The organism is Actinomycetospora aeridis, from assembly GCF_037400275.1.
GTDB lineage: Bacteria > Actinomycetota > Actinomycetes > Mycobacteriales > Pseudonocardiaceae > Actinomycetospora > Actinomycetospora aeridis.
In genome coordinates this window covers 1-24,353 of sequence record NZ_JBBEGL010000004.1, presented here as the reverse complement: position 1 = coordinate 24,353, position 24,353 = coordinate 1, and the positions used below count along the sequence as shown (strand labels likewise).

At 74.4% G+C, this 24,353-nt stretch carries 24 protein-coding genes; 12 read left to right on the top strand and 12 right to left on the bottom strand.

Features of this window, described 5'->3' with window-relative positions; translation table 11 throughout:
* The first annotated feature begins 115 nt into the window (after positions 1-115).
* Positions 116-1,519, top strand: coding sequence for a cystathionine beta-synthase (locus WCD41_RS15030; protein WP_337714263.1), 1,404 nt, complete (start codon positions 116-118; stop codon positions 1,517-1,519).
* A gap of 25 nt (positions 1,520-1,544) precedes the next feature.
* Entirely contained in the window at positions 1,545-2,690 is a 1,146-nt protein-coding gene (locus tag WCD41_RS15025; protein WP_337714864.1) for a cystathionine gamma-synthase, read from the top strand.
* On the opposite strand, the gene WCD41_RS15020 is transcribed toward WCD41_RS15025, so the two are convergent.
* A complete protein-coding gene (locus WCD41_RS15020) occupies positions 2,687-3,124 on the bottom strand; it encodes a PPOX class F420-dependent oxidoreductase (protein ID WP_337714262.1) in 438 nt (145 codons plus the stop codon). The two genes, WCD41_RS15025 and WCD41_RS15020, sit on opposite strands and share 4 nt — an antisense overlap.
* Positions 3,125-3,139: 15 nt before the next feature.
* Positions 3,140-3,385, bottom strand: a complete 246-nt coding sequence (locus WCD41_RS15015; RefSeq protein WP_337714261.1) for a hypothetical protein — start codon at positions 3,383-3,385, stop codon at positions 3,140-3,142.
* 245 nt (positions 3,386-3,630) lie between these two features.
* Between WCD41_RS15015 and ilvA the strand changes: the two genes are divergently transcribed.
* Positions 3,631-4,842: a threonine ammonia-lyase gene (gene ilvA, locus WCD41_RS15010; protein WP_337714260.1), complete on the top strand. Its 1,212-nt coding sequence runs from the start codon at positions 3,631-3,633 to the stop codon at positions 4,840-4,842.
* A 1-nt stretch (position 4,843) separates the two neighbouring features.
* Here the strand turns inward: ilvA and greA are convergent, their stop codons facing one another.
* Complete coding sequence (gene greA, locus WCD41_RS15005) at positions 4,844-5,338, bottom strand: transcription elongation factor GreA (protein ID WP_337714259.1); 495 nt, start codon at positions 5,336-5,338, stop codon at positions 4,844-4,846.
* A gap of 472 nt (positions 5,339-5,810) precedes the next feature.
* Here greA and mca point away from each other — a divergent pair, with 472 nt between their 5' ends.
* From mca to abmR, 4 genes are all read left to right on the top strand, one after another.
* Positions 5,811-6,722, top strand: a complete 912-nt coding sequence (mca, locus tag WCD41_RS15000; RefSeq protein WP_337714258.1) for a mycothiol conjugate amidase Mca — start codon at positions 5,811-5,813, stop codon at positions 6,720-6,722.
* A complete protein-coding gene (locus tag WCD41_RS14995) occupies positions 6,719-7,066 on the top strand; it encodes a hypothetical protein (protein WP_337714257.1) in 348 nt (115 codons plus the stop codon). The genes mca and WCD41_RS14995 overlap by 4 nt, the downstream gene beginning before the upstream one ends.
* 28 nt (positions 7,067-7,094) lie before the next feature.
* Positions 7,095-9,137, top strand: a complete 2,043-nt coding sequence (locus tag WCD41_RS14990) for a thioredoxin domain-containing protein (RefSeq protein WP_337714256.1) — start codon at positions 7,095-7,097, stop codon at positions 9,135-9,137.
* Positions 9,138-9,346: 209 nt separating this feature from the next.
* On the top strand, positions 9,347-10,009 hold the full coding sequence (gene abmR, locus WCD41_RS14985; RefSeq protein ID WP_337714861.1) for an ATP-binding transcription factor AbmR: 663 nt from the start codon (positions 9,347-9,349) through the stop codon (positions 10,007-10,009).
* A 15-nt stretch (positions 10,010-10,024) separates the two neighbouring features.
* On the opposite strand, the gene trhA is transcribed toward abmR, so the two are convergent.
* The gene (gene trhA, locus WCD41_RS14980) at positions 10,025-10,654 is read right to left on the bottom strand and encodes a PAQR family membrane homeostasis protein TrhA (protein WP_337714859.1); all 630 of its coding nucleotides are present in this window, start codon (positions 10,652-10,654) and stop codon (positions 10,025-10,027) included.
* Between the two features lie 179 nt (positions 10,655-10,833).
* Between trhA and WCD41_RS14975 the strand changes: the two genes are divergently transcribed.
* Entirely contained in the window at positions 10,834-11,613 is a 780-nt protein-coding gene (locus WCD41_RS14975; protein ID WP_337714255.1) for an isoprenyl transferase, read from the top strand.
* 117 nt (positions 11,614-11,730) lie between these two features.
* On the opposite strand, the gene WCD41_RS14970 is transcribed toward WCD41_RS14975, so the two are convergent.
* The gene (locus WCD41_RS14970; RefSeq protein ID WP_337714254.1) at positions 11,731-12,168 is read right to left on the bottom strand and encodes a hypothetical protein; all 438 of its coding nucleotides are present in this window, start codon (positions 12,166-12,168) and stop codon (positions 11,731-11,733) included.
* 331 nt (positions 12,169-12,499) lie between these two features.
* On the opposite strand from WCD41_RS14970, the gene WCD41_RS14965 reads away from it, so the two are divergent.
* Together WCD41_RS14965 and phoH2 are read left to right on the top strand one after the other, a co-directional pair.
* Entirely contained in the window at positions 12,500-13,846 is a 1,347-nt protein-coding gene (locus tag WCD41_RS14965) for a DUF885 domain-containing protein (RefSeq protein WP_337714253.1), read from the top strand.
* 393 nt (positions 13,847-14,239) lie between these two features.
* Positions 14,240-15,568, top strand: coding sequence for an RNA 5'-3' helicase PhoH2 (phoH2, locus tag WCD41_RS14960; RefSeq protein ID WP_337714252.1), 1,329 nt, complete (start codon positions 14,240-14,242; stop codon positions 15,566-15,568).
* A 68-nt stretch (positions 15,569-15,636) separates the two neighbouring features.
* Here phoH2 and WCD41_RS14955 read toward each other — a convergent pair whose 3' ends face one another.
* A complete protein-coding gene (locus WCD41_RS14955) occupies positions 15,637-17,079 on the bottom strand; it encodes a GuaB1 family IMP dehydrogenase-related protein (RefSeq protein WP_337714251.1) in 1,443 nt (480 codons plus the stop codon).
* Positions 17,080-17,136: 57 nt separating this feature from the next.
* Here WCD41_RS14955 and WCD41_RS14950 point away from each other — a divergent pair, with 57 nt between their 5' ends.
* On the top strand, positions 17,137-17,499 hold the full coding sequence (locus WCD41_RS14950) for a DUF3817 domain-containing protein (protein ID WP_337714250.1): 363 nt from the start codon (positions 17,137-17,139) through the stop codon (positions 17,497-17,499).
* Positions 17,500-17,552: 53 nt separating this feature from the next.
* Here WCD41_RS14950 and WCD41_RS14945 read toward each other — a convergent pair whose 3' ends face one another.
* The 4 genes from WCD41_RS14945 to glpX all read right to left on the bottom strand — a co-directional run bounded on the left by WCD41_RS14945 (position 17,553) and on the right by glpX (position 22,247).
* Complete coding sequence (locus tag WCD41_RS14945; protein WP_337714249.1) at positions 17,553-19,061, bottom strand: ATP-dependent DNA ligase; 1,509 nt, start codon at positions 19,059-19,061, stop codon at positions 17,553-17,555.
* Positions 19,058-20,497 carry a class II fumarate hydratase gene (locus WCD41_RS14940; RefSeq protein WP_337714248.1) on the bottom strand — a complete coding sequence of 480 codons (1,440 nt, stop codon included), beginning with the start codon at positions 20,495-20,497 and terminating at the stop codon, positions 19,058-19,060. Before WCD41_RS14940 ends, WCD41_RS14945 begins: the two co-directional genes overlap by 4 nt.
* A 36-nt stretch (positions 20,498-20,533) precedes the next feature.
* Positions 20,534-21,064: a L,D-transpeptidase gene (locus WCD41_RS14935; protein WP_337714247.1), complete on the bottom strand. Its 531-nt coding sequence runs from the start codon at positions 21,062-21,064 to the stop codon at positions 20,534-20,536.
* A 112-nt stretch (positions 21,065-21,176) separates the two neighbouring features.
* Positions 21,177-22,247 carry a class II fructose-bisphosphatase gene (glpX, locus tag WCD41_RS14930; protein WP_337714246.1) on the bottom strand — a complete coding sequence of 357 codons (1,071 nt, stop codon included), beginning with the start codon at positions 22,245-22,247 and terminating at the stop codon, positions 21,177-21,179.
* 153 nt (positions 22,248-22,400) lie between these two features.
* Here glpX and WCD41_RS14925 point away from each other — a divergent pair, with 153 nt between their 5' ends.
* Positions 22,401-22,982: a DUF4245 domain-containing protein gene (locus tag WCD41_RS14925; protein ID WP_337714245.1), complete on the top strand. Its 582-nt coding sequence runs from the start codon at positions 22,401-22,403 to the stop codon at positions 22,980-22,982.
* 9 nt (positions 22,983-22,991) lie between these two features.
* On the opposite strand, the gene WCD41_RS14920 is transcribed toward WCD41_RS14925, so the two are convergent.
* Together WCD41_RS14920 and WCD41_RS14915 are read right to left on the bottom strand one after the other, a co-directional pair.
* Entirely contained in the window at positions 22,992-24,044 is a 1,053-nt protein-coding gene (locus tag WCD41_RS14920; RefSeq protein ID WP_337714244.1) for a hypothetical protein, read from the bottom strand.
* A gap of 64 nt (positions 24,045-24,108) precedes the next feature.
* Positions 24,109-24,336: an exodeoxyribonuclease VII small subunit gene (locus WCD41_RS14915; protein WP_337714857.1), complete on the bottom strand. Its 228-nt coding sequence runs from the start codon at positions 24,334-24,336 to the stop codon at positions 24,109-24,111.
* Positions 24,337-24,353 lie beyond the last annotated feature (17 nt).

Sequence of the window (24,353 nt, the reverse complement as noted above, 5' to 3'; positions counted from 1 at the left end):
TGCGGAGGCACGCCGCTGACACGACACGCCGCGCGCGACACGCCGAGGGACGTGAGACCGGGCACGTCCGTGGGGGTGAGCGGCGCGGGCCGGGGCGAGGCCGGAAGATGGGCGTATGCGCTACGTCGAGCACGTCGCCGAACTCGTCGGGAACACCCCGCTGGTCCGACTCAACCACGTGGTGCCGACGGGCCCGGACGCGCCGCTGGTGCTCGCCAAGGTCGAGTACTTCAACCCCGGCGGCAGCGTGAAGGACCGCATCGCCGAGAAGATGATCGACGCGGCCGAGGCGTCGGGCGAGCTGAAGCCCGGCGGGACGATCGTCGAGCCCACGTCCGGCAACACCGGGATCGGGTTGGCGATCATCGCCCAGCAGCGCGGTTACCACTGCATCTTCGTGGTCCCCGACAAGGTCAGCGTCGCCAAGCAGGACGCGCTGCGGGCCTACGGCGCCGAGGTGGTCGTCTGCCCCGCGGCCGTGGAGCCCGAGAGCCCCGAGTCCTACTACTCGGTGTCCGACCGGCTCGCCCGCGAGACCGAGGGCGGCTGGAAGCCCAACCAGTACGCCAACCCCGCGAACCCTGCCTCGCACGTCGCGAGCACCGGCCCCGAGATCTGGGAGCAGACCGAGGGGCGCATCACCCACTTCGTCGCGGGCGTCGGCACCGGCGGCACGATCTCCGGCACGGGCCACTACCTCAAGGACATCTCCGACGGGCGCGTGCGGATCGTCGGCGCCGACCCCGTCGGCTCGGTCTACTCCGGCGGCGACGGGCGGCCCTACCTCGTCGAGGGCGTCGGCGAGGACTTCTGGCCGACGACCTACGACCGCGGCATCTGCGACGAGATCGTCGCGGTGGCCGACGGCGACTCCTTCGGCATGACCCGCCGCCTCGCCCGCGAGGAGGCGCTGCTGGTCGGCGGCTCCTGCGGGATGGCCGTGTGCGCGGCGGCGAAGGTGGCCGCCGAGGCGGGTCCGGACGACGTCATCGTGGTGCTGCTGCCCGACGGCGGCCGGGGTTACCTCTCGACGGTCTTCAACGACCAGTGGATGTCGTCCTACGGCTTCATCGCCCCCGACACCGGCGAGTGGACCGTCGGCGACGTGCTGCGCCGCAAGGACGGCTCGATCCCCGACCTCGTGCACGGCCACCCCAGCGAGACCGTCGCCGACGCCGTGTCGATCATGCGCGAGTTCGGCGTCTCGCAGATGCCGATCGTCAAGGCCGAGCCGCCGGTCATGGCGGCCGAGGTCCGGGGCGCGGTGACCGTGCGGGACCTGCTCGACAAGGTGTTCAACAACGAGGCGTCGCTCACCGACCCCGTCGAGCGCCACCTCTCGCGGCCCCTGCCCAGCCTCGGCAGCACCGAGCCGCTGTCCAAGGCCGTCGAGGCGCTGCGCGGCGGTGACGGCGCGATGGTGGTCGTCGACGGGCGGCCGGCGGGCATCGTGACGCGCGCCGACATCCTCGCGTTCCTGGCCACCGGCAGCCGCTACGACGTCGGTGGATCCGCGTGACGGGACGGTGCCTAGGGTGGACGGGGTGAACGGCTTCTCCACCCGCGCCCTGCACGACGGACAGGAGCCCGACCCGACGACGGGCTCGGTGGTCGTGCCCATCTTCGCGACGTCGACCTTCGCCCAGGACGGCGTCGGCGGCCTGCGCTCGGGCTACGAGTACGCGCGCACCGGCAACCCGTCGCGGACCTCGCTGGAGACGACGCTCGCGTCGCTCGAGGGCGCCCGTCACGCCCGCGCCTTCGCCTCCGGCATGGCGGCCGAGGACGCGCTGCTGCGCGCCGTCCTGCGCCCGGGCGACCACGTGCTGATCCCACTGGACGCCTACGGCGGCACCTACCGGCTGATCTCCACGGTCTACGCCGACTGGGGCGTGGAGTTCACCGCCGTCGACACCGCCGACCTCGACGCGGTGCGCGGCGCGATCCGTCCGAACACCCGGATCCTGTGGTGCGAGACGCCCACCAACCCCCTGCTCGGCATCGCCGACATCGCGGCCCTCGGCACGCTGGCCCGCGAGCACGAGCTGATGCTCGTCGTCGACAACACCTTCGCCTCGCCCTACCTGCAGACCCCGATCGCGCTCGGGGCGCACGCCGTCGTGCACTCGACGACGAAGTACCTGGGCGGGCACTCCGACGTCGTCGGCGGCGCGCTCGTCACCGACGACGACGCGCTGCATGAGTTGCTCGGCAAGATGCAGAACGGCATGGGCGCGGTGCCCTCGCCGTTCGACTGCTTCCTCACCCAGCGCGGGATCAAGACCCTCGCGGTGCGCATGGAGCGCCACAGCGACAACGCCGAGCGGGTCGCCGACGTCCTCGCCGCCCACCCCGCGATCACGTCGGTGCTCTACCCGGGCCGCGCCGAGCACCCGGGCCACGAGGTCGCCGCCAAGCAGATGCGCCGCTTCGGCGGGATGGTCTCGGTGCGTGTCGCCGGGGGTGGGCAGGCCGCCCGCGACCTCTGCGCCGCGACCCGCGTCTTCACGCTCGCCGAGTCCCTCGGCGGGGTCGAGTCGCTCATCGAGCACCCCGGCGCCATGACCCACGCGTCGACCGCCGGCTCGCTGCTGGAGGTCCCCGACGACCTCGTGCGCCTGTCGGTCGGCCTGGAGGACGCCGACGACCTCGTCGACGACCTGCGTCAGGCCCTCGACCGGGTCGGCTAGGCCCGGATGCTCTCGCCGTAGATCCGCTCCACGAGCATGACCATCAGCACGCGGCGGTCGGCGACCATGGTCGCGCGGTACTCGTCCCAGTCGGGGTGCTCGCCCGCCGCCGCGCGGTAGTACTCCACGAGCGCGTCGACCTCCGAGGAGGAGGGGTCGGCGCCGGGGCCGGTCAGGGTCACGGGACCCTCGGCGGTCGCCCACGCGCGGCCGTCGGCGGCGGTGACCTCGAGCGCCGCGCGCGGGTCACGCCGCAGGTTCGCGGTCTTGGCGCGGCCCTCGGTCATCGAGACCGACACCGTGCCCGCCACGGGGTCGTAGAACGGCATGACGGGCGAGAGCTGGGGGAGCCCGCCCTTCTTGATGGTCGCGAGGACGCCGAGGCGGCTCTCGACGAGCAGGGCGCGGGGGTCGAAGGACGACGAGGACGTCATCCCCCGATGATGCGCCTACCCGCGGCGCGACCAGGCGTCGTGATCGCTCGGCTCGCCGACGAGCGGGTCGATCTCGGCGGGCTTGAGACAGCCGCCCTCGAGCGCGATGCCGTCGGGGGTGCTGACGTACCGGGCGGGGTCGTCGCAGCCCGCGGACCCGACCGTGCCGACGGCGCCGAGGGCGAGCAGCGCGGCGAGGAGCAGCGGGAGCGCGCGGGCGAGACGGGTGATGCGCGCGTCGGACGCCGGGACCGTGTCCACCTCGCCCACCCCCCTCCGGCACCGTGCTGCGGCGGGATCCTCACGCCGACACCACAAGGCTACCGACGTCGCGGGAGTGCGAACCCGACGCGCACGATCGGGCGTCCGGCGTCGGGCCGGGCGCGACGACCGGTCACACGTCCGGTGTGGTAAGGGGCGGGCACACGCCGCCCGCCGCTCGGCCACCGCTCGTCCTGAGCGGGGCCTGAGAGGCACCGCCGCGGCCGGCTGCCAGGATCGGGGCCGTGGAGCTCGTCCGTCCCGCCGACATCGAGGCCGCGCGGACGGCGCTGGCCGGGGTGGTGCGCGAGACGCCCGTGACGCCCTCGCGGGCGCTCGAGACCGTCACCGACGCCCCCGTCCTCCTCAAGTGCGAGAACCTGCAGCGGACGGGCAGCTTCAAGATCCGTGGGGCCTACCGGCGCATCCAGCGCCTCTCCGCCGCCGAGCGCGCGGCCGGGGTGGTGGCCGCCAGCGCGGGCAACCACGCGCAGGGCGTGGCGCTCGCCGCCCGGCTGCTCGGGACCCGGGCCACGGTGTTCATGCCGGCCGGGGCCCCGCTGCCCAAGATCGAGGCCACGCGGGAGTACGGCGCGGAGGTCGAGCTCGTCGACACGCTCGACGAGACGTTCACCGCGGCGGAAGCCTTCGCCACGCGCACCGGGGCCGTCCTCATCCACCCGTTCGACCACCCGGACATCGTCGCGGGCCAGGGCACGGTCGGCCTCGAGATCCTCGAGCAGGTCCCCGACGTCGCGACGATCGTCGTCTGCACCGGCGGGGGCGGTCTGCTCTCCGGCATCGCCGCGGCATGCGCGCCGGCGGGCGTCCGCGTGGTCGGGGCCCAGGCCGCGGGGCTCGCCGCCTGGCCGCCCTCGCTGGCCGCGGGCGCGCCGACGAGCGTGGCCGGCGCGACCATCGCCGACGGCATCGCGGTGTCCCGGCCCGGCGAGGTCACCTACGCGCACGTCGAGGCGCTGGTGGACGAGATCGTCACCGTCGACGAGGAGGCCATCGCCCGGGGCGTGCTGCGCTGCCTCGAGCGCGAGAAGCTGCTCGTCGAGCCCGCGGGCGCCGCGGCGGTGGCGGCCGTCGCCGAGCACCCGCGGCGCTGGCCCGCGCCCGTCGTGGCCGTGCTCTCCGGCGGCAACGTCGACCCGATGCTGCTGGTCGACATCGTGCGCCGCGGCCTCGTGGCCGCCGGGCGCTACGCCGCGCTGCGCGTGCGGCTCACGGACCGCCCCGGCTACCTCGCGGACGTGCTGCACCGCGTCGGGCTGGCGGGCGGCAACGTCGTGGACGTCGAGCACCGCCGGCTGACCGGCAGCGGCCCGGATGCGGTCACGGCTCCGGGCACCGTGGACGTGGCCCTCACGCTCGAGGCGCGGGGCCACGACCACCGGGCGGCGATCCTCGCCGACCTCGCCGGCGCGGGCTACGACGTGGCGGCCGAGTGAGTCAGGAGCTGTACGGCTCCGCCGACACCAGCGTGACCTCCATCGACCCGCCGTCGGGCAGGTCGTAGCTCACGGTGTCGCCGGCCTTGGCGCCGAGCAGCGCCGAGCCGAGCGGGGAGTTGGGAGAGTAGACCTCGAGGTCGCCGTGGGCGCCCTCCTCGCGCGAGCCGAGCAGGAAGGTCTCGGTGTCGTCGTCGCCCTCGAAGCGGACCGTCAGCACGGTGCCGGGCACGGCCGTGCCGCTCTCGGTGGGCGTCTCGCCGACCTTCGCGGTGTGCAGCAGCTCCTGGAGGTGGCGGATGCGGGCCTCCATGACGCCCTGCTCCTCGCGCGCCGCGTGGTAGCCGCCGTTCTCCTTGAGGTCGCCCTCCTCGCGCGCGGCGTTGATCTTCTGCGCGATCACGGGACGCTGGCCGACGAGGTCGTCGAGCTCGGCCTTCAGCCGGTCGTGCGCATCCTGGGTCAGCCAGGTCACCTGCGTCTGCGTCTCGGTCACGTCGATCAACTCCTCGGAGGTCCGTTCCCGCGCTGCGCGGGTCGGCGGCCTGTTCTCCTCGCGGGCCTTCACCCGACACCGCACCGGTCCGCGGTGTCGGCGGCCCGGGGGCCACAGACGGAAAAACACGGCCCGCGGCATGCGGGCCGTGTCGCCCTACGGTAACACGCCCAGGCCCGTGCGAAACCCGTTCGAGGGTGCGGGCGCTGAGATCGGATGCGTGTGAAGGGCCTTGACGACCTGCGATTTCGGTGTTCCACGACCCCGGCGGCGACCCGCGGCGGGGTGCCCGCCCATGATCGTCGACGGCGCCGCAGCGGCCCACGGCGGGCGCTGTCGGGGGTGCCCGGGATGATGGGGAGCAGCGGGGGCGTTGAACGATGTCGGACGTCGACAACCGTCCCCCGGCAGGGCCCCAGCACTTCCCGGTACTCCCCACCGTACGACGCACGAGGACGGCTCCGGACACACGATGAGCGCACACTCCACCGATCAGCCGCTGCGGCTGATGTCGGTCCACGCCCACCCCGACGACGAGTCCAGCAAGGGCGCGGCCTCCTGCGCGCGCTACGTCGCGGACGGCGTCGAGGTCATGGTCGTGACGTGCACCGGCGGCGAGGCGGGCAGCATCCTCAACCCCGCGATGGACACCCCCGAGGTCCGCGCCGACATGGTCGGCACGCGCCGCGAGGAGATGGCGAAGGCCGCGGCCATCCTCGGCGTGCAGCACCGCTGGCTCGGGTTCGTGGACTCGGGGCTGCCCGAGGGCGACCCGAAGCCCCCGCTGCCGCAGGGCTGCTTCGCGCTCGAGCCCCTCGAGGTGCCCACCGAGGCGCTGGTGCGGCTCATGCGCGAGTTCCGCCCGCACGTCGTGGTCACCTACGACGAGAACGGCGGCTACCCCCACCCCGACCACATCCGCTGCCACGAGGTGTCGATGGCGGCGTTCGACGCGGCGGGCGACCCGGAGCGGTTCCCCGAGGCGGGCGAGCCCTGGCAGCCGTCGAAGGTCTACTACTCGCACGGGTTCTCGAAGGCCCGCATCGAGGCCTTCCACCACGCCCTGCTCGACGCCGGCATGGAGTCGCCGTGGGCGGAGTGGCTCGAGAAGTGGGACGACTCGCGGCCGGACCCGGGCACGCGGATCACCACGCGCGTCACGTGCCCGGAGTACTTCCCGGTCCGCGACGACGCGCTGCGGGCCCACGCCACGCAGATCGACCCCAACGGCCGCTGGTTCCAGATGCCGATGGAGATGCAGCAGCGCGTCTGGCCCACCGAGGACTACGAGCTCGCGCGCTCGCTGGTGGACACCCAGGAGTCGAACGAGCACCCCGGTGACGACCTCTTCGCCGGCGTGCGTGAGCGGGCCGAGGCGGCATGAGCCCGCTGGCCGCCTGGTGGACGACGCTGCCGGCGAGGGTGCCCGCGCCCCCGCCCGGCGGTGCCCCGGGCTCGGAGCGCGGCGAGGAGTTCGGCAAGTCCTCGCCGATCGCGCTCGTGGTCATCCTGCTGCTCGGTGTGGCGACGGCGCTGCTCATCCGCTCGATGACCAAGCGGCTGCGCAACGTGCCGGAGTCGTTCGATCCGCCGGAGGAGCACGACGGGTCGGCCCGTCCGGAGGAGGACGGTGCTCCGGACGGCGAGGACCGCTCCGTGGCGGGACACGGCGGCACGGACCGGGCGGATCCGGGCGGCGGGCGACCACCCGGCGCCGGCTCGCCCTGACGCACCCCGGCTGCGACCATCTCCCGTCATGCCCAACCGGCTCGCCGGCTCCACCAGCCCCTACCTGCGACAGCACGCCGACAACCCGATCGACTGGCAGCCGTGGTCGGCGGAGGCGTTCGCGGAGGCGCGGCGGCGTGAGGTCCCGGTGCTGCTCTCGGTGGGCTACGCCGCGTGCCACTGGTGCCACGTCATGGCCCACGAGTCGTTCTCCGACCACGAGGTGGCCGGGTACGTCAACGAGCACTTCGTGGCGGTCAAGGTCGACCGCGAGGAGCGTCCCGACGTCGACGCGGTCTACATGGAGGCCACGCAGGCCATGACCGGCCAGGGCGGCTGGCCGATGACCTGCTTCCTCACCGGCGAGGGCGACCCGTTCCACTGCGGCACGTACTACCCGGCGCGCCCGCACGGCGGCATGCCGTCGTTCATGCAACTCGTCGGCGCCGTCGTGACGGCGTGGTCCGAGGACGGCGACCGGGTGCGCAGCGCGGCCCGCTCGATCACCGAGCGGCTCGCGTCGGTGTCGCGGTCGCTGCCGGCCGCGAGCGTCGACGCCGACCTGCTCGCGGGCGCCGTGGCGGCGCTGACCGCCGACTTCGACGCGCTGCGCGGCGGCTTCGCCTCGCCCTCCCACCCGGCACCGAAGTTCCCGCCGTCGGCGGTGCTCGAGTTCCTCCTGCGCCACCACGAGCGCACCGGCAGCTCCGACGCCCTGGCGATGACGGGGACCACCGCCGAGGCGATGGCGCGCGGCGGGCTGTTCGACCAGCTCGCGGGCGGGTTCGCGCGGTACTCCGTCGACGCCACGTGGACCGTGCCGCACTTCGAGAAGATGCTCTACGACAACGCGCAGCTCCTGCGGGCCTACGCCCACCTCGCGCGCGTCACCGGCTCCGAGCTCGCGGCGCGGGTCACCGACATGACCGCGGCCTTCCTCCTGCGCGACCTGCGCACGCCCGAGGGCGGGCTCGCCTCCGCCCTCGACGCCGACGCCGCCGGCGAGGAGGGCTCGACCTACGTGTGGAGCCCGGCCGAGCTCGTCGAGGTCCTGGGGCCCGACGACGGCGCCTGGGCGGCCGCGCTGCTCGGCGTCACCGAGGACGGGACGTTCGAGCACGGCCGCTCCACCCTGCAGATGCGCGCCGACCCCGACGACCAGGGCCGCTGGCAGGCCGCGCGCCGGGCCCTGCTCGCCGCCCGCGCCCGGCGCCCGCAGCCCGAGCGCGACGACAAGGTCGTCGCCGCCTGGAACGCGCTCGCCGTCACCGCGCTGATCGAGGCGTCCGCGGCCCTCGGCCGCAGCGAGTGGCTCGCGGCGGCCCGGCGCGCGGTCGCGCTGCTGCTGCGGGTGCACGTCGTCGACGGCCGCCTGCGGCGCACCTCGCGCGACGGCGAGGTCGGCGACGCGCCCGCCGTCCTCGAGGACCACGCCGCGCTCGCCGACGCCCTCCTCGCCCTGCACCAGGCCACCGGCGAGGCCCGCTGGCTCGCCGAGGCCCGGACCCTGCTCGAGACCACGCTCGACCACTTCGCCGAGATCGGCGACGACGGGGCGTTCACGGGCCGCTTCTGGGACACCGCCGACGACGCGGAGTCCCTGGTGACCAGGCCCCGGGAGGTCACCGACGGCGCCTCGCCGTGCGGGTCGTCGCTGGTGGCGGGCGCCCTGCTCACGGCCTCGCTGCTCGTCGAGCCCGCGGCCTCGGCGCGCTACCGCGAGATCGCCGACGCCGCGGTCGCCGCCGTCGGCGGCCTGCTCGGCGAGCACGCCCGGTTCGCGGGCGGGTGGCTCACGGTCGCCGAGGCCGCCGTGCAGGGGCCCCTGCAGGTGGCCGTGGTCGGCGGTCCGGACGACGGCGCGCGTCGCGACCGCCTCGCCGACGTCGCGCGCCGGCACGCCCCGGGCGGGACGGTGGTCGTCGCGGGCGAGCCCGACGCCGACGGCGTGCCGCTGCTGGCCGACCGCGCGCTCGTCGACGGCGCGCCCGCGGCCTACGTCTGCCGGGGCTTCGTGCGCGACCGACCCCGCACCGAGGCCGACGACCTCGCGGCGGCCCTGACCCGCTGACCCGCTGCCCCCACGCCGCGCCCCCGCGCCCCGCGCCCCGCGCCCCGCGCCCGCCTTTCGCAACGAACGCGCTGTTCGCTGCTTCTAGGCGTCGAAAGTCCGCGTTGATCACCCGCCGAGGGGCCGGCGGAGCGCTTCGCGCCGAGCGAACACCGATGCTCGCGTAGCTGTGTAATGCTGTAAGCACAGCACGGAGGGAGAGCGCGATGATGGTGGGACGCGGAGGACACCGGGGCGGTCGAGGGGGTCCCGGGCGCCGGGGCGGCGGACGGGTGCCGACCGATCTGCCCGGCACCGACGACCTCGCCGGCTGGCTCGCGGGCCGGCTGCCGGACGGGTGGTTCACGGGCGCGCCGTCGGTGACGGTCGACCGGGAGGAGATCCTGGTCGTCGGCGAGCTGCCGGCGCCGACCCTCGACGACGGTGCCGACGAGGCCGCGCGGACGGCGGCGGCGCGCGGACGCATCGAGCGCTTCCGCGAGGAGACGCGCGGCGAGCGCATGGAGGTCGCCCGGCAGGCCGAGCACCGCTACGGGCGCAAGGTGGCGTGGGGCGCCCGGATCGGCGACGTCGAGGACCTGTTCACGACGCTGTCGGTGCCGGTGATGACGCGGCTGCGCCAGCCCGAGCGCCTCGTGCTCGACACGCTGGTCGACGCCGGGGTGGCCCGGTCGCGCTCGGACGCGCTGGCGTGGGCGGTGGCCCTCGTCGGCGAGCACGCCGGCACCTGGTTGGAGGACCTGCGCGGCGCGATGAGCGCCGTCGACGAGCTGCGGTCGAAGGGTCCGGTGCTCGACGACGACGCCGACGGGCAGGGGCGTCCCGACGCCGGTGACGGGGGCGGCGGCGACCCGACCCCGCCGCAGGGCTGAGGTCGGGCGCGGGGCTCAGCCCGCGTAGAGCACCAGCCAGATCGCGACGTGGTGGCAGGCGGCGGCCACCACGGTCGCGGCGTGGAAGAACTCGTGGTAGCCGAACGTGGCGGGCCAGCCGACCGGCCGGCGCAGCGCGTAGAACGCCGCGCCGATGCTGTAGAAGACCCCGCCGACGATGAGCAGGACGAGGGCCGCGACGCCGCCGCGGTGGAGCAGGTCGGGGATGACGAACACCGCGACCCAGCCGAGGGCCAGGTAGAACGGCACCCCGACCCACCGCGGCGCGTGCGGCCACACCAGCTTCAGCACGACGCCGCCCAGCGCGCCCGCCCAGACGATCGCGAGCACGATCAGCCCGGTCCGTTCCGGGAGGGCGAGGACCGCGAACGGCGTGTAGGTGCCGGCGATGAAGACGAAGATCATCGCGTGGTCGAGGCGCTTCATCACCCCCCGGGCGCGGGGCGTGACCCACGTGCGCCGGTGGTAGAGCGCACTGATGCCGAAGACACCGCAGACCGTCAGTGAGTAGACGGCGACGGCGAACGCGGCCTCGGTGGAAACGGTCGCGCCGGCCAGCGACACCAGCGTGATCCCGGCCGCGACCGCGACCACGAACGACCACAGGTGCAGCCAGCCCCGCATCCGCGGCTTGACCGCGGCCGGCTCGGCGAGGGGGTCGATGAGGGTCACGGGCACCAGCGTAGGTCGCGGACCTGTGCGTGCCCTGTCCCTGTGGTCGGGTTCCCCGTCCCGACCGGCGGTCGTCACTGCCCCGTCACGGGGATCCCGGGCGTGCGGGGCACCGGCTAGCGTGGTGGCCCGTGACACTCCGGGACGATCTGCGCCGGGTCGCCTACACGCTCTACGAGCAGCGGCTCCGTCGCCGCGGCGCGACGATCGACCCGCCCCGCCACATCGGGGTGATCCTCGACGGCAACCGGCGCTGGGCCCGTGAGGCCGGGCTCGCCGACCCCAGCGCGGGGCACCGCGCGGGCGCGGCGAAGATCGTCGACCTGCTGGACTGGAGCCAGGACGCCGGCGTCGAGCTGGTGACGCTGTTCCTGCTCTCCACCGACAACCTCGACCGGCCCCGAGCGGAGCTCGACCAGCTCCTCGAGATCATCGCCGCGGCCGTCGAAGGGCTCGCGGCGCCCGACCGGCGGTGGCGCCTCCGGGTCGTCGGCAACCCGGACGCGCTGCCCCGGCGCATCGCCGAGCGCATCGAGGTGGCCGCGGACAGCACGGCAGGCCGCGACGGCATGCAGGTCAACGTCGCCATCGGGTACGGCGGGCGCCAGGAGATCGCCGACGCCGTGCGCAAGCTCCTGCTGCGGCACGCCGAGGCGGGCACGTCGATCGAGGAGCTCGCCGAGGTGCTCGACGTCGACCACATCGCCGAGCACCTCTACACCTCGGGCCAGCCCGATCCGGACCTCGTGATCCGCACCTCGGGCGAGCAACGCCTGTCGGGTTTCCTCATGTGGCAGTCGGTCTACTCGGAGTTCTATTTCACCGAGGCGCTCTGGCCCCAGTTCCGTCACATCGATTTCCTGCGCGCTCTGCGCGACTACTCGCGACGGAATCGTCGGCTGGGTCAGTAGCACGGCACGCGAACGGCCCCGGGAGCAGCGCTCCCGGGGCCGTTTCTCACCCGTTCCTCACCCGTTCAGCCGTGCCATCCCCCGATAAGCACGGTCGTCCGGGCCGTGGGTTGCTCGTCAGCGGTCGATGTTGGCCTGGTCGCCCAGCGCGTTGATCGGGCCGACCTCGGGCCGCTGGAGGATGTCGCTGACGTTGATCAGGGCGTCGTCATCGTCGTCGAAGCGCCCACCGGGGCCCCCACGGTCGTCGCGGCCGTCGCGGCCGTCGTCGTCATCGTCGTCCACGTTGACCTGGTCGCCGCCGACGTTGATCGGGTTGATGTCGGCGTCGTTGCCGATGCAGCTCACGTTGAGGAGCGCGGCGTCGCCGTCGCAGCCGCGCGGGCCGCGGTCGTGCTTGTGGTGGCCGCCGTGGTGGTGGCCGCCGTGGTCACCGTCGTGGTGGTGGCCGTGGTCGTTGTTGCGCTGGGGGGCCTCGCCGGCGCTCGCCAGCGGGGCGAGGGAGAGCATGCCCGCCGTCGCGCCCAGCACGACGATTCCCGCCTTCTTCAGCATCCAGTGCTCCAGTTTCGTTCGTGGTCATCGGCGGGAATTCGGGGTTCCCGTCGAATGGCTCCAGCCTCACGGACGGTGCGGCTGATGGGAGAAAAGCTAGCCGTCTCCGGAGGGGCTTTTCCAGCCGCGGACCCCCATCGAGTGATTGACAATTCCGAGCGCGACTTGAGTGGGATATCCGGGTGATCCGTCGATCACCGGGCACCCGGATTCCACGGCCGGCGGCCTATTCAGTGCCTGTGCGTCAGACACCTCGACACCCGGCTGTCGTATCAAGGGCCGGTCACGGTCGGACGAGGCCTCCGGCGGCCACGCGGCGTAGCCTCGGCCGGTGGTTGCGGATCCGGGCCTCGACGGGCTCGCGCAGGCCTACGTCGGCCTCGCGCTGCGCCTCGACCGCGTGCTGCCCGGCGTGCTCGACGCCCACCTCGGAGAGCCCGCCCGCGTGGACGACGGGCCCGCGCCCGATGCCGGTGCCCTCGCCCGCGAGGCCGACCACCTGCGTGCCGAGCTGTCCGGGAGCTCCGGCGCCGACGCGGGCCGCGCCGCGTTCCTGGCCGCCCAGCTGCGTGCCTGCCGGGTCCTCGCGGAGCGTGCGGGCGGGCGCGAGGTCGGCTTCGTCGACGAGGTCGAGCGGTCCTTCGGCGTCCGCATCTCCCCCGGGGACCGGGACGGCTACCGCGAGGCCCACCGGACGCTCGGCGGGCTGCTCGGGGGCTCGGGGGACCTCGCGACGCGGCTCGCGGCCTTCCGGGACGGCGACCGTCTCGCGCCCGGGCACCTGCCCGTGGCCCTGCGGGCGGCGGTCCGGGCCCTGCGCGAGCGCACCGCGGCCACCGTCGGCCTGCCCCCCGGCGAGGACGTCGCGCTCGAGGTCGTCGACTCCGCGCCGTGGAGCGGGTTCAGCCGCTGGGTCGGGCCGTTGCGCTCGGCCGTCACCGTCAACGGCGGCATCTCCCACCGGATGACACACCTGCCCCTGCTCGTGGCCCACGAGGCGTACCCCGGGCACCACACCGAGCACTGCCGCCTCGCCGCCGCCCCCGACCGGTTGCGGGCGCGCCCCGAGCGGCGGGTGTTCCTCGCGCGGACCCCGCAGAGCCTCATCGCCGAGGGCGCGGCCGAGCTGGGCCTCGAGGCGGTCGTCGGCCCGGGGTGGGGCCGGTGGAACGCCGAGGTGCTGGCCGGGGCCGGCGTGCCCGCCGACCCGGAGCAGGGTGCCCTCGGCGAGGCCGTCGAGAGCGTGATGGCCCGCCTCGCCCCGGTGCGCCAGGACGCCGCGCTGATGCTGCACGACCGGCACCGGCCCGCCGACGAGGTGGTCGCGCACCTGCGTCGCTGGCTGCTGGTCGACGAGCCCCGCGCCCGGCGGATGCTCGAGTTCCTGGCCCATCCCCGCTGGCGCACCCACACCACGACCTACGTCGAGGGCGCGCGCCTGCTGCGGCCGTGGCTGCTGGGTCCCGACCGGCCCGGGGGAGCCGCCCCGTCGCGGGCGGTGGTCACGGCGCGTCTCGCCCAGGTGCTCGACGACCCGCCGACGCCCGCCGCACTGCAGGCCGGCGGGCGCGTCGCACCGTCCACGACGAGCGTGCGTCCCCGGCCGGAGCGTGCCGGGTGGGCGCCGTGGCTGCGCCGAACGGTCGTCCCCCACCGCAGGTCGCCCGAAAATGGGTAAGCCACATCACGAACTCGTCGCGTTCGGCGCGCGACAACGACCGGTCACCGGCGGTAGCGTCCGCGCCGACGGACCCGCACCGGATGCGGGGCGTCCGGGGAGGCCGGTAGTGGCAGATCGGAGCGGGACGGGGACGTCCACCGCTCGCGGCGCAGGTGCCTCGGCACCCGTGTCCGTGGCCGGCGTGACGCGACCGCCCTGGTCCGGTCCCGGGGGAGGGCCGGCACCCGGTTCTGCCCCGCGATGGCGCAGGACGGCCCCCGGGCCGCGCCACCGCGCCGTCGAGCCGCCTGACTAGCCGACCCGTTCCGACGAGGAACACAGTGGTCGCGGGTGCCGTGGCCGCTCGAGGGAGTAGCCGTGAGCGCAGCACCAGCCGAGCGTCCCGCTTCCGTGAGCCCCCACAGCACCGCCGGTCCCTCCGGGGCCGCCGACGGCGCGCGCTGTTACGTCCTCGACACCTCCGTGCTGCTGTCGGACCCGTGGGCGCCCACGCGGTTCGCCGAGCACGAGGTGGTCCTCCCGCTCGTCGTGATCTCCGAGCTCGAGGGCAAGCGTCACCACTCCGAGCTGGGGTGGTTCGCGCGGGAGGCGCTCCGGCTGCTCGACGACCTCCGCATCCGTCACGGCCGCCTCGACCAGCCGCTGCCCATGACCCCCGAGGGCGGCACGCTGCGCGTCGAGCTCAACCACTCCGACCCGTCGGTGCTGCCGGCGGGCTTCCGCACGGCCGAGAACGACAGCCGCATCCTCGCGTGCGCGCTGAACCTCGCCGCCGACGGTCACCTCGTCACCCTCGTCACCAAGGACATGCCGCTGCGCGTCAAGGCGGCGTCGGTCGGCCTGCCCGCCGACGAGTACCACGGCCAGGACGTCACGACGACGGGCTGGACGGGCACCGCGGAGATCACGACCACCCCCGACGAGGTGTCGTCGCTCTTCGCCGACGGCCTCGCCGACATCGAGGCCGCCCGCGAACTGCCGTGCCACACCGGGCTGCGCCTGCTCGGCGGCGGCTCGTCGGCGCTCGGGCGCGTGACGCCCGACAAGCAGGTCCGCCTCGTGCGCGGCGACCGGGACGTCTTCGGGCTGCACGGCCGGTCCGCCGAGCAGCGCATCGCCATCGACCTGCTCTCCGACCCCGAGATCGGCATCGTCTCGATGGGCGGGCGGGCGGGCACCGGCAAGTCGGCGCTCGCGCTGTGCGCCGGCCTCGAGGCCGTGCTCGAACGCCAGCAGCACCGCAAGGTGGTCGTGTTCCGCCCCGTCTACGCCGTCGGCGGGCAGGAGCTCGGCTACCTGCCCGGCGGCGAGAACGAGAAGATGGCGCCCTGGGCGCAGGCGGTGTTCGACACCCTCGGCGCGCTCGTCTCGTCGAACGTGGTCGAGGAGGTCATCGAGCGCGGGATGCTCGAGGTCCTGCCGCTGACCCACATCCGCGGGCGCTCGCTGCACGACGCGTTCGTCATCGTCGACGAGGCGCAGTCGCTGGAGCGCAACGTCCTGCTCACGGTGCTCTCGCGTCTCGGCACCAACTCGCGCGTCGTGCTCACCCACGACGTGGCCCAGCGCGACAACCTGCGCGTCGGGCGCCACGACGGCATCGCCGCCGTGATCGAGAAGCTCAAGGGCCACCCGCTGTTCGCCCACGTCACGCTGACCCGCTCCGAGCGCTCGCCGATCGCGGCGCTGGTCACCGAGATGCTGGAGGGTGAGCGCTAGGTGCGCTTCGCGCTCGTGAGCAGTTTGGCGGGCTACAGCACGCCAAACTGCTCACGAGCCGCAGGCACCTACCAGCCGGCGGGCAGGGGGCGGCCCTCCGCGAAGCCGGACGCCGACTGCACGCCGAGGGTCGCCCGGGCGTGGAACTCCTCGAGGCTCGCGGCGCCCGCGTACGTGCACGCCGAGCGCACGCCGGCGCAGATGCTGTCGAGCAGGTCCTCGACGCCGGGGCGCTGGGGGTCCAGGCGCATCCGCGAGGACGAGATGCCCTCCTCGAACAGGCCCTTGCGGGCGCGGTCGAACGCGGAGTCGCCGCGGGTGCGGGCGGTGACCGCGCGCTTCGACGCCATGCCGAAGGACTCCTTGTACGCCGCGCCGTGCTCGTCGCGCAGCAGGTCGCCCGGCGACTCGTAGGTGCCGGCGAACCACGACCCGACCATCACCGCCGACGCGCCCGCCGCGAGGGCGAGGGCCACGTCGCGCGGGTGACGCACCCCGCCGTCGGCCCAGACGTGCGCGCCGACCGCCCGGGCCGCCGCCGCGCACTCCGCGACCGCGGAGAACTGCGGGCGACCGACGCCGGTCGCCATCCGCGTGGTGCACATGGCGCCCGGACCGACCCCGACCTTGACGACGTCCGCGCCGGCCGCCACGAGGTCGCGGGTGCCCTCGGCCGTGACCACGTTGCCGGCGACGATCACGGCGTCCGGCGCGGCCTCGCGGGCGGTGGCCAGGGCGGCGAGCATCTTCTCCTGGTGGCCGTGGGCCGTGTCGACGACGAGGACGTCGACGCCGGCGGTGACCAGCTCCTTGACCCGCGTCGCCACGTCGCCGTTGACGCCCAGCGCCGCGGCGATCCGGAACCGGCCGTCGGCGTCGACGGCGGGCCGGTAGACCTCGGCGCGCAGCGCGCCGGTGCGGGTGAGGATGCCGGCGAGCCGGCCGTCGGCGTCGACCCCGAGCGCCGGGGCGCCCGCGTGCGCCGGATCCTGGAGGGCGTCGAACACCGCCCGCGGCGCGGTGGTGACCGGCAGCGTCACGGCGGGGGAGAGGACGTCGGCGAGACGGGTGAAGCGGTCGACCCCGGTGCACGACGACTCGTTGACCACCCCGACCGGCCGCCCGGCCTCGTCGACGACGGCCACCGCGCCGTGCGCCCGCTTGTTGACGAGGTTCAGCGCGTCGGCCACCGCGTCGCCCGCGTGGAGCACGACCGGGGTGTCCCACACGGTGTGCCGCGACTTCACGCCCGCGACGATGTCGGCGACGGCGTCCGCGTCGACGTCCTGCGGGATGACCGCGAGCCCCCCGCGGCGGGCCAGGGTCTCGGCCATCCGCCGCCCGCTGACCGCCGTCATGTTGGCCGCGACGATCGGGATCGTGGCGCCGGACGGGTCGGCGACGCCGAGGTCGACGTCGAAGCGCGAGGCCACGTCCGACCGCGTCGGGACGAGGAAGACGTCGTCGTAGGTCAGGTCGTGGGGCGGGCGCTCGCCGTCGAGGAACTGCACGTGTGACGAGGCTACGCGCGCGGTGAGATCGGTGGCCGCGGCAGGCAGAGTGGGACCGTGTCCACGATCATCGCCGGGCCCCGCGCCGCCGTCCTCGCCCGCGGGTTCCGCGTCGTCGCGATCGCCGAGGCCTGCTCCTGGATCGGGCTGCTGATCGGGATGGCGTTCAAGTACCTCGTGGTGTTCGACGACGTCGGGGTGCGCGTGTTCGGTCCGATCCACGGGGCGCTGTTCGTCGCCTACGTCGTGGTCGCGCTGGTGACCGCCCGGGTGTTCCGGTGGAGCGCGGTGACGACGATCCTCGCCCTCGCCGCCAGCATCCCGCCGGCCGCGACGATCTGGTTCGAGCGCCGCGCCGTGCGCCGCGGCGAGCTGGGCGGCGAGCTGGGCGAGGAGCGAACGGGGACTTCGCGCGCTTAGAAGCAGCGAACGTCCTGTTGAGCACGCCGATAGGACGTTCGTTGCGAGTGGGGTCAGCCCCGGAGCTCGCGCACCGTCTCGATCGTGTCGGCCTCGGCGGCGGTCTTGTCGTCGCGGTAGCGCACGACGCGCGCGAAGCGCAGCGCCACGCCGCCCGGGTAGCGGGTGGAGGTCTGGACGCCGTCGACCTCGATCTCCACGACGATCTCCGGGCGCAGGTACACGGCCCAGGAGTCGCGGTGGGTCTCGTACCGCGGGAACGTCTCGGTCTGCCAGGTCAGCGTCGCGTCGGTCATGCCCTTGAAGGTCTTGCCGATCATCACGAAGTCGCCGTCCTCGCCGCGGGCGCCGAGGTGGATGTTCGACAGCCACCCCCGCCGCCGACCCGAGCCCCACTCGCAGGCCAGGACGACGAGGTCGAGCGTGTGCGACGGCTTGACCTTCTGCCACGCGCGGCCCCGGCGCCCGGCGGAATAGGTCGAGTCGAGCGCCTTGACCATCGAGCCCTCCTGCCCGGCGGCCAGGGCCTCGGCGACGGCGGCCTCGGCCTGCGCGGCGGTGGGGCGCACGACGCCGGGGATCAGCCGGTCGCCGACGACCTCGGCGAGCACCTGGCGGCGCACCGACAGCGGCTCGTCGAGGAGGTCGACGCCGTCGCGGTGCAGGCAGTCGAAGAACCAGGGCTGCATGGCCCCGCTGCCCAGCCCCTGCATCGACTCCTGGAACGGGCGCGGCCGCCCGTCCTCGGCGACCGCGAGGGTCTCGCCGTCGAGGACGACGGTCTCGACGGGCAGGGTGCGGGTCAGCGCCACGATCTCGGGGACGGCGCCGGTGATCTCCTTGAGGGTCCGCGACCAGACGCGCACCTCGTCGCCGTGGCGGTGCACCTGGATCCGTGCGCCGTCCAGCTTGTGCTCGACGACCACGCCCGGCTCGCCGTCGGGCGGGCCCAGCTCGGCGAGCGCCGCGTCGAGCGAGTCGCCCGGGGAGGCGAGCATCGGGCGGACCGGGCGCATCACCTCGAGCCCGAACGCCGCCAGATCGCCGCCGGTCAGCGCGGTGTGCGCCGTCGTCGGCAGGCGGCCCGAGAGCATGAACGCGCGGCGGACGGCGTCGGCGGGCACCTCGGCCGCGGCCGCCACCGCCTCGATCATGATCCCCTCGAGCGCGCCCTGACGGAGCTCCCCGCCGAGCAGGCGCACGAGGAACCGGCCCTCGTCCTCGGTGGCGGCGTCGAGCAGGGCGCCGAGCTCGGCGCTGCGGCGCGCCCCGACCCCGGTACCCGACCCGGCCATGGCCGCGAGCCGGTCGAGGGTGGCGTCGACGTCGCCGACGGTCAGGGTCGACGCCGCCGCCGGCGACGGCGTCACCGCCTGCAGCGTGCGCCACCCGATCCCCGTGCGGCCCTGCAGCATCTCGCCGGCGAGCCACGCCGTCGCCGGGCGGATCTCGTCGGGCTCGAGACGGGCCAGCAGCGTCGCCAGCGTCGTGGTCTTGGCCTTGCGCGAGCGGGTCGCCGCCACCTCACCCGAGGCGGCGACGACGTCGCCCAGCAGCGTCACTGGTCGACGCGGGTCATCGCCAGCACGTCCAGGGCGGTGTCGAGCTGCTCCTGGGTGAGGCGCCCGTCCTGCACGTAGCCCTCGGCCTCGATGACCTCGCGGATGGTCTTCCGCTCCTTCATCGCCTGCTTGGCGATCTTCGCCGCCTCCTCGTAGCCGATGAGGCGGTTGAGCGGGGTGACGATCGCCGACGACGACTCGGCGTAGCGGCGGCACGCCTCCTCGTCGGGCTCGGTGTTCTCGAGGACGCGGTCGGCGAGCAGGCGCGCCGCGGCGGCCAGCAGCCGGCAGGACTCGAGGACGTTGTAGCCCATCACCGGCATCATGACGTTGAGCTCGAGGTTGCCCTGGCTGCCGGAGAACGCGACGGTCGCGTCGTTGCCCATGACCTGGGCGGACACCATCATCGCCGCCTCGCAGATCACCGGGTTGACCTTGCCGGGCATGATCGACGAGCCGGGCTGCAGGTCCGGGATGCGGATCTCGGCGAGCCCCGTCGACGGGCCCGACGACAGCCACCGGATGTCGTTGGCGATCTTGTAGAGGCTCACCGCGACGGCACGCAGCGCGCCCGAGGCCTCGACCAGCCCGTCCCGGGCGCCCTGCGCCTCGATGTGGTTGCGGGCCTCGGTGAGCTCGGGGATGCCGGTGGCCTGGCGCAGCTGCTCGACGACCTTGCCGCCGAAGCCCTCCGGGGTGTTGATGCCGGTGCCCACCGCGGTGCCGCCGATCGGCAGCTCGGCGAGGCGGGGGAGCACCGCGCGCAGGCGCTCGGTGCCGTGCGCGGCCTGGCTCGCCCAGCCGCCGGCCTCCTGCCCGAGGGTGATCGGCACGGCGTCCATGAGGTGGGTGCGCCCGGCCTTGACGACGTGGCGCCACTCCTGGGCCTTGCGGTTCAGCACCGCGCCGAGGTGGTCGAGCGCCGGCACGGTGTCGCGCACGATCGCCTCGGCGGCGGCGACGTGGATCGTCGTCGGGAAGACGTCGTTGGAGCTCTGCGAGGCGTTGACGTGGTCGTTCGGGTGGATCTTCTGGCCGGACGAGCGGGACGCCAGGGTCGCGATGACCTCGTTGGCATTCATGTTGGAGCTGGTGCCCGACCCGGTCTGGAAGACGTCGATCGGGAACTCGGCGTCGTGCGCCCCGGACGCCACCAGGTCGGCCGCGTCCGCGATCGCGTCGGCGTGCGCGGCGTCGAGCACGCCGAGGTCCTTGTTGACCCGCGCGCAGGCGCCCTTGACCAGCCCGAGCGCCCGGATCTGGGCGGGCTCGATCGGACGTCCGGAGATCGGGAAGTTCTCGACGGCGCGCTGGGTCTGCGCGGCCCACAGCGCGGCGGCCGGCACCCGGACCTCGCCCATGGTGTCGTGCTCGGTCCGGTACTCCTCCTCTCCGGGTCGAGCTCCGCTTCGCTGCGTCTCCTGCTCCTCGGTCATGCCACCCAGTCTTTCACCGGGGCACGGTCACCGGACTCAGGAGACCACCTGCACGGTGTCCCCCGGCGCCAGGTTGGAGAAGAAGCGCTTCGACGCCGTCTTGCCGAGGTGGATGCAGCCGTGCGAGCGCTCCGAGAGGCTGCCCGTGTGGAAGGCGATCGCCGGCGCGAAGAACACCGAGTACGGCATGTCGGCGTCGTAGAGGTTGCTGACGTGGTCGGCGTCCTTGTAGTCCACCGAGAACGTGCCGGTCGGCGTCGGGTACTTCCGCGTGCCGCCGAGGGCGCCGACCGGGCCGTAGGTGACGTTGCCCTCACCGTCGGTGAGCCAGGCGCGCTGCGACGACAGGTCGACGCACGCGTCGGCGGTGGCCGCGCACGGCGTGCCGGCCGTCAGGGCCACCGCCGGAGCGGGGGCGGCGACGGGCGCGGGGACGGCGACCTGGGCCGGGGCGGCGGGTGCCGGCGCGGCGACGGCGCTGCCGGTGCCGACGAGCAGGGCGGCGAGCGCGCTGAGGACGACGGTGACGAGGGCCAGTGGGGTGGACCGACGCGTGTGGGACGACACGAGAACCTCCGAGGAAGATCTGGTCACATCGGATTACCCCGAGTGGCGCGGGATCATCCCAGACGCGTGCTAGCCCGACCGAGCGACCCGCCGTGTCGCGGTGATCTACCCGTCAGAGCACCGAGTGGTCCGGCACCCAGGCCGGACCGTCGGGGTCGAGGTGGTCGTCGTCCGCGCCGAAGTCGATCGCGGAGTACTCCCGCAGCTTCCGCAGCCGGTGCCAGGCGTCGATCATCCGGACGGTGCCGGACTTCGAGCGCATGACGATCGACTGGGTCGACGCGCCGCCCGCGCGGTAGTGCACGCCGCGCAGCAGGTCGCCGTCGGTGACACCCGTGGCGCAGAAGAAGATGTTCTCGCCGCGCACCAGGTCGCCGGTGCGCAGCACGCGGTCGAGGTCGTGCCCCGCGGCGACGGCCTTCTCGCGCTCGGCGTCGTCCTTCGGCCAGAGCTTGGCCTGCAGCTCGCCGCCCATGCACGCCAGCGCGCAGGCCGTGATGATCCCCTCGGGAGTGCCGCCGATCCCCAGCAGGATGTCGGCGCCGCTCTCCGGACGGGCCGCGGCGATCGCGCCGGCGACGTCACCGTCGGAGATGAAGCGGATGCGGGCGCCGGCGTCGCGGATGTCCTGGACCAGCTGGTCGTGGCGCGGGCGGTCGAGCACGACCACGGACACGTCGGAGACGTTGATGCCCTTGGCCCGGGCGACCGCGCGCAGGTTGTCGCGCACCGGGGCGTCGATGTCGACGACGTCGGCGCTCTCGGGACCGACCGCGAGCTTGGACATGTAGAACACCGCCGACGGGTCGAACATCGCCCCGCGCTCGGCGACGGCGAGCACGGCGAGCGCGTTCGGCATCCCCTTGCTCATCAGCGTGGTGCCGTCCACCGGGTCGACCGCGACGTCCACCTCGGGCCCGTCGCCGTTGCCGACCTCCTCGCCGTTGAACAGCATCGGGGCCTCGTCCTTCTCGCCCTCCCCGATGACGACCGTGCCCCGCATCGACACCGAGCCGATGAGCTTGCGCATCGCGTCGACCGCGGCCCCGTCCCCGCCGTTCTTGTCGCCGCGGCCCACGAAGCGTCCGGCCGCCATCGCGGCGGCCTCGGTGACCCGGACGAGCTCGAGCGCGAGGTTGCGGTCGGGCCGCTCGGGGGTCCGGGACGGTTCCTGCGAGCTCACCGTGTGCACCTCCGTGGGGCGGGAGCGGGGCGGGTCGGGCCGCCATCCTCGCAGAATCCGCCGGGCGCGGCGGTCGTGCGGATCTGCTTCACACAGCCCTCCCGTCCGGATGCCTCGCGGGCCGGGTGAGCCGTTCGTTGCGAGGATGACGTCGTGGCCACCCCAACGCCTGGTCCCGGCGCCCGCGACGACGAGCCGCAGCGCGGCCCCGCGGCCCTGCTGCGCGCCTTCGTCGTGCTCGGCGTCGGGGTGCTCCTGCTGGCCGGCCTGGTACGGGCCTGCTCGTTCGCTCCGGGGCAGCCCGAGGTCGACCGCGAGAGCGTGCCGCGCATCGACCCGGCCGCCGAACTGCGCCGCGACGCGCCGAACCTGACGTTCCCGCTGCGCGTGCCGTCGCTGCCGGGGGACTGGATCCCGCAGTCGTCCGACGTCGTGCTGGTCGGTGGGGCCCGCGCCGCGCGGGTGGGCTGGGTGACGCCGGACGACGAGTTCGCGCGCCTCGTGCAGACCGACGCCGACGAGGCCGCCGTCGTCGTCTCCGAGGCGGGCGACCCCACCGCCTCCGGCACCGTGACGGCCGGCGGGCGGACGTGGGTGACCCACACCGGACGACGCGGCGAGCCGATCTGGGTCACCGACGTCGACGGCGTGCGGCTGCTCGTCACGGGCAGCGCGGCGCCCGAACGCCTGGGCCAGCTCGCCGAGGCCGCGCTCGCGGCGCCGTTCGTGCGCTGAGTCCCGCCCTCACCAGCGGTCGCGCGGCGGCGGCCCCCAGCCGTCGTCGTCGTCCTCCTGGCGGGCGTCGCGACGGACGCCGACGCGCTCGTCGTCCCGGCGCGGGGCGGTCCAGCCGCCGGTGTCAGTGCTCCCGCCGGTCCAGGCCTCTCGGTCGTCCCGCGGGGGCGCCGCACGCGGGGGGAGGGCGTCCGCGCGTCGGTCGTCGTCCTCGCGGGGGCTCTCGGTGCGGTGGGGGGCCTGCTGGTGGGGCGCCTGCTGGTACGGGGCCTGCTGGTGGGGGGCCTGCTGGGGTGCCTGGGCGGGGAAGGGGGCCGACGGGGGTGGTCCGGTGGGCAGGTTCGTTGCCGCGGCGACCCCTTCCCGGGCGAGGGAGTGCACGCTCTCGCGCAGCGCCCGGGTGGCCGCCGCGCGCAGCTCGGCGGAGAAGCGCGGCGCTGGCGCGAAGCGCCCGAAGGTGTCGCGCAGGAAGTGCACCAGCAGGGTCGCCGTCGAGCGGGACCGCCACATCGTCCAGCCGACGTAGAGGTCGCGACCGTAGGGCTGGACGAGCAGCATCGCGCGCTCGCTGTACTGGTGGAACAGCAGCACGGGGACGCCCGCCACCGTCGACGGCCGCACCTCGGCGGGACTGCGGCGGCCCTCGGCGGCCGCGCGGACGTACTCGAACGCGCTCGTCGCGGCGTCGCCCCGGTTCTCGAGCAGGCGGGCGTACTCGGCGATCGGCTCCTTGGCGGGCGCGAAGAACGACGCAATCCCGGCGAGGTAGAGCACCACGATGACCAGGCCGAGCAGCGTGGAGACGATGTCGGTGACGTCGTCGGGCGAGGACATCGACGCGAGGTAGTCGATGACGAACTTCAGCAGGAGCAGCACCGTCGGCGCCACGAGGAACAGCAGCGTGCGCATGAGGTGCGGCGCGAGCATGCGGTAGGTGACGACGTCGTCGACGAGCCCGTCCGGCTCGGTGTGCTGCTGGATCTCGCGGTGGTAGTCGGCGTGGGCACCGGACACCGCCCGGTCCACGTCGCCGGGACCGCCCGGGCCGTACGGACTGCTCATGGCCGTCGAGTCTGCGGCATCACGGCGTGGCGCAGGGGTTCCTCGCCCGGGTGTCGCCCGGTCGTCACCCGGGTGTCTCGCCGCGCGTGCCGTCGCCGGCCTCCTGCAGCGCCGTCTCGACGCGCTCGCGGGCCCCGGCCAGGTGGCGCTCGCACAGGCGCGCCAGCGTCTCGCCGCGCTCCCACAGCGCGAGGGAGTCCTCGAGGCTCAGGCCCCCGGCCTCCAGGCGCGCGACGACCTTCTCGAGCTCCTCGCGCGCTTCCTCGTAGCCCGGCTCGTCGCTCTCCGTCATGCCCGCATCCTGCCCCT

Coding starts and splice junctions, on each gene's coding strand:
- WCD41_RS14995 (WP_337714257.1), top strand. CDS start 6,719: ATGAGCCCGCTGGCCGCCTGGTGGACGACGCTGCCGGCGAGGGTGCCC.
- WCD41_RS14920 (WP_337714244.1), bottom strand. CDS start 24,044: ATGAGCAGTCCGTACGGCCCGGGCGGTCCCGGCGACGTGGACCGGGCG.
- WCD41_RS15030 (WP_337714263.1), top strand. CDS start 116: ATGCGCTACGTCGAGCACGTCGCCGAACTCGTCGGGAACACCCCGCTG.
- trhA (WP_337714859.1), bottom strand. CDS start 10,654: ATGCGGGGCTGGCTGCACCTGTGGTCGTTCGTGGTCGCGGTCGCGGCC.
- WCD41_RS14990 (WP_337714256.1), top strand. CDS start 7,095: ATGCCCAACCGGCTCGCCGGCTCCACCAGCCCCTACCTGCGACAGCAC.
- WCD41_RS14915 (WP_337714857.1), bottom strand. CDS start 24,336: ATGACGGAGAGCGACGAGCCGGGCTACGAGGAAGCGCGCGAGGAGCTC.
- mca (WP_337714258.1), top strand. CDS start 5,811: ATGAGCGCACACTCCACCGATCAGCCGCTGCGGCTGATGTCGGTCCAC.
- WCD41_RS14970 (WP_337714254.1), bottom strand. CDS start 12,168: ATGCTGAAGAAGGCGGGAATCGTCGTGCTGGGCGCGACGGCGGGCATG.
- WCD41_RS14940 (WP_337714248.1), bottom strand. CDS start 20,497: ATGACCGAGGAGCAGGAGACGCAGCGAAGCGGAGCTCGACCCGGAGAG.
- WCD41_RS15020 (WP_337714262.1), bottom strand. CDS start 3,124: ATGACGTCCTCGTCGTCCTTCGACCCCCGCGCCCTGCTCGTCGAGAGC.
- abmR (WP_337714861.1), top strand. CDS start 9,347: ATGGTGGGACGCGGAGGACACCGGGGCGGTCGAGGGGGTCCCGGGCGC.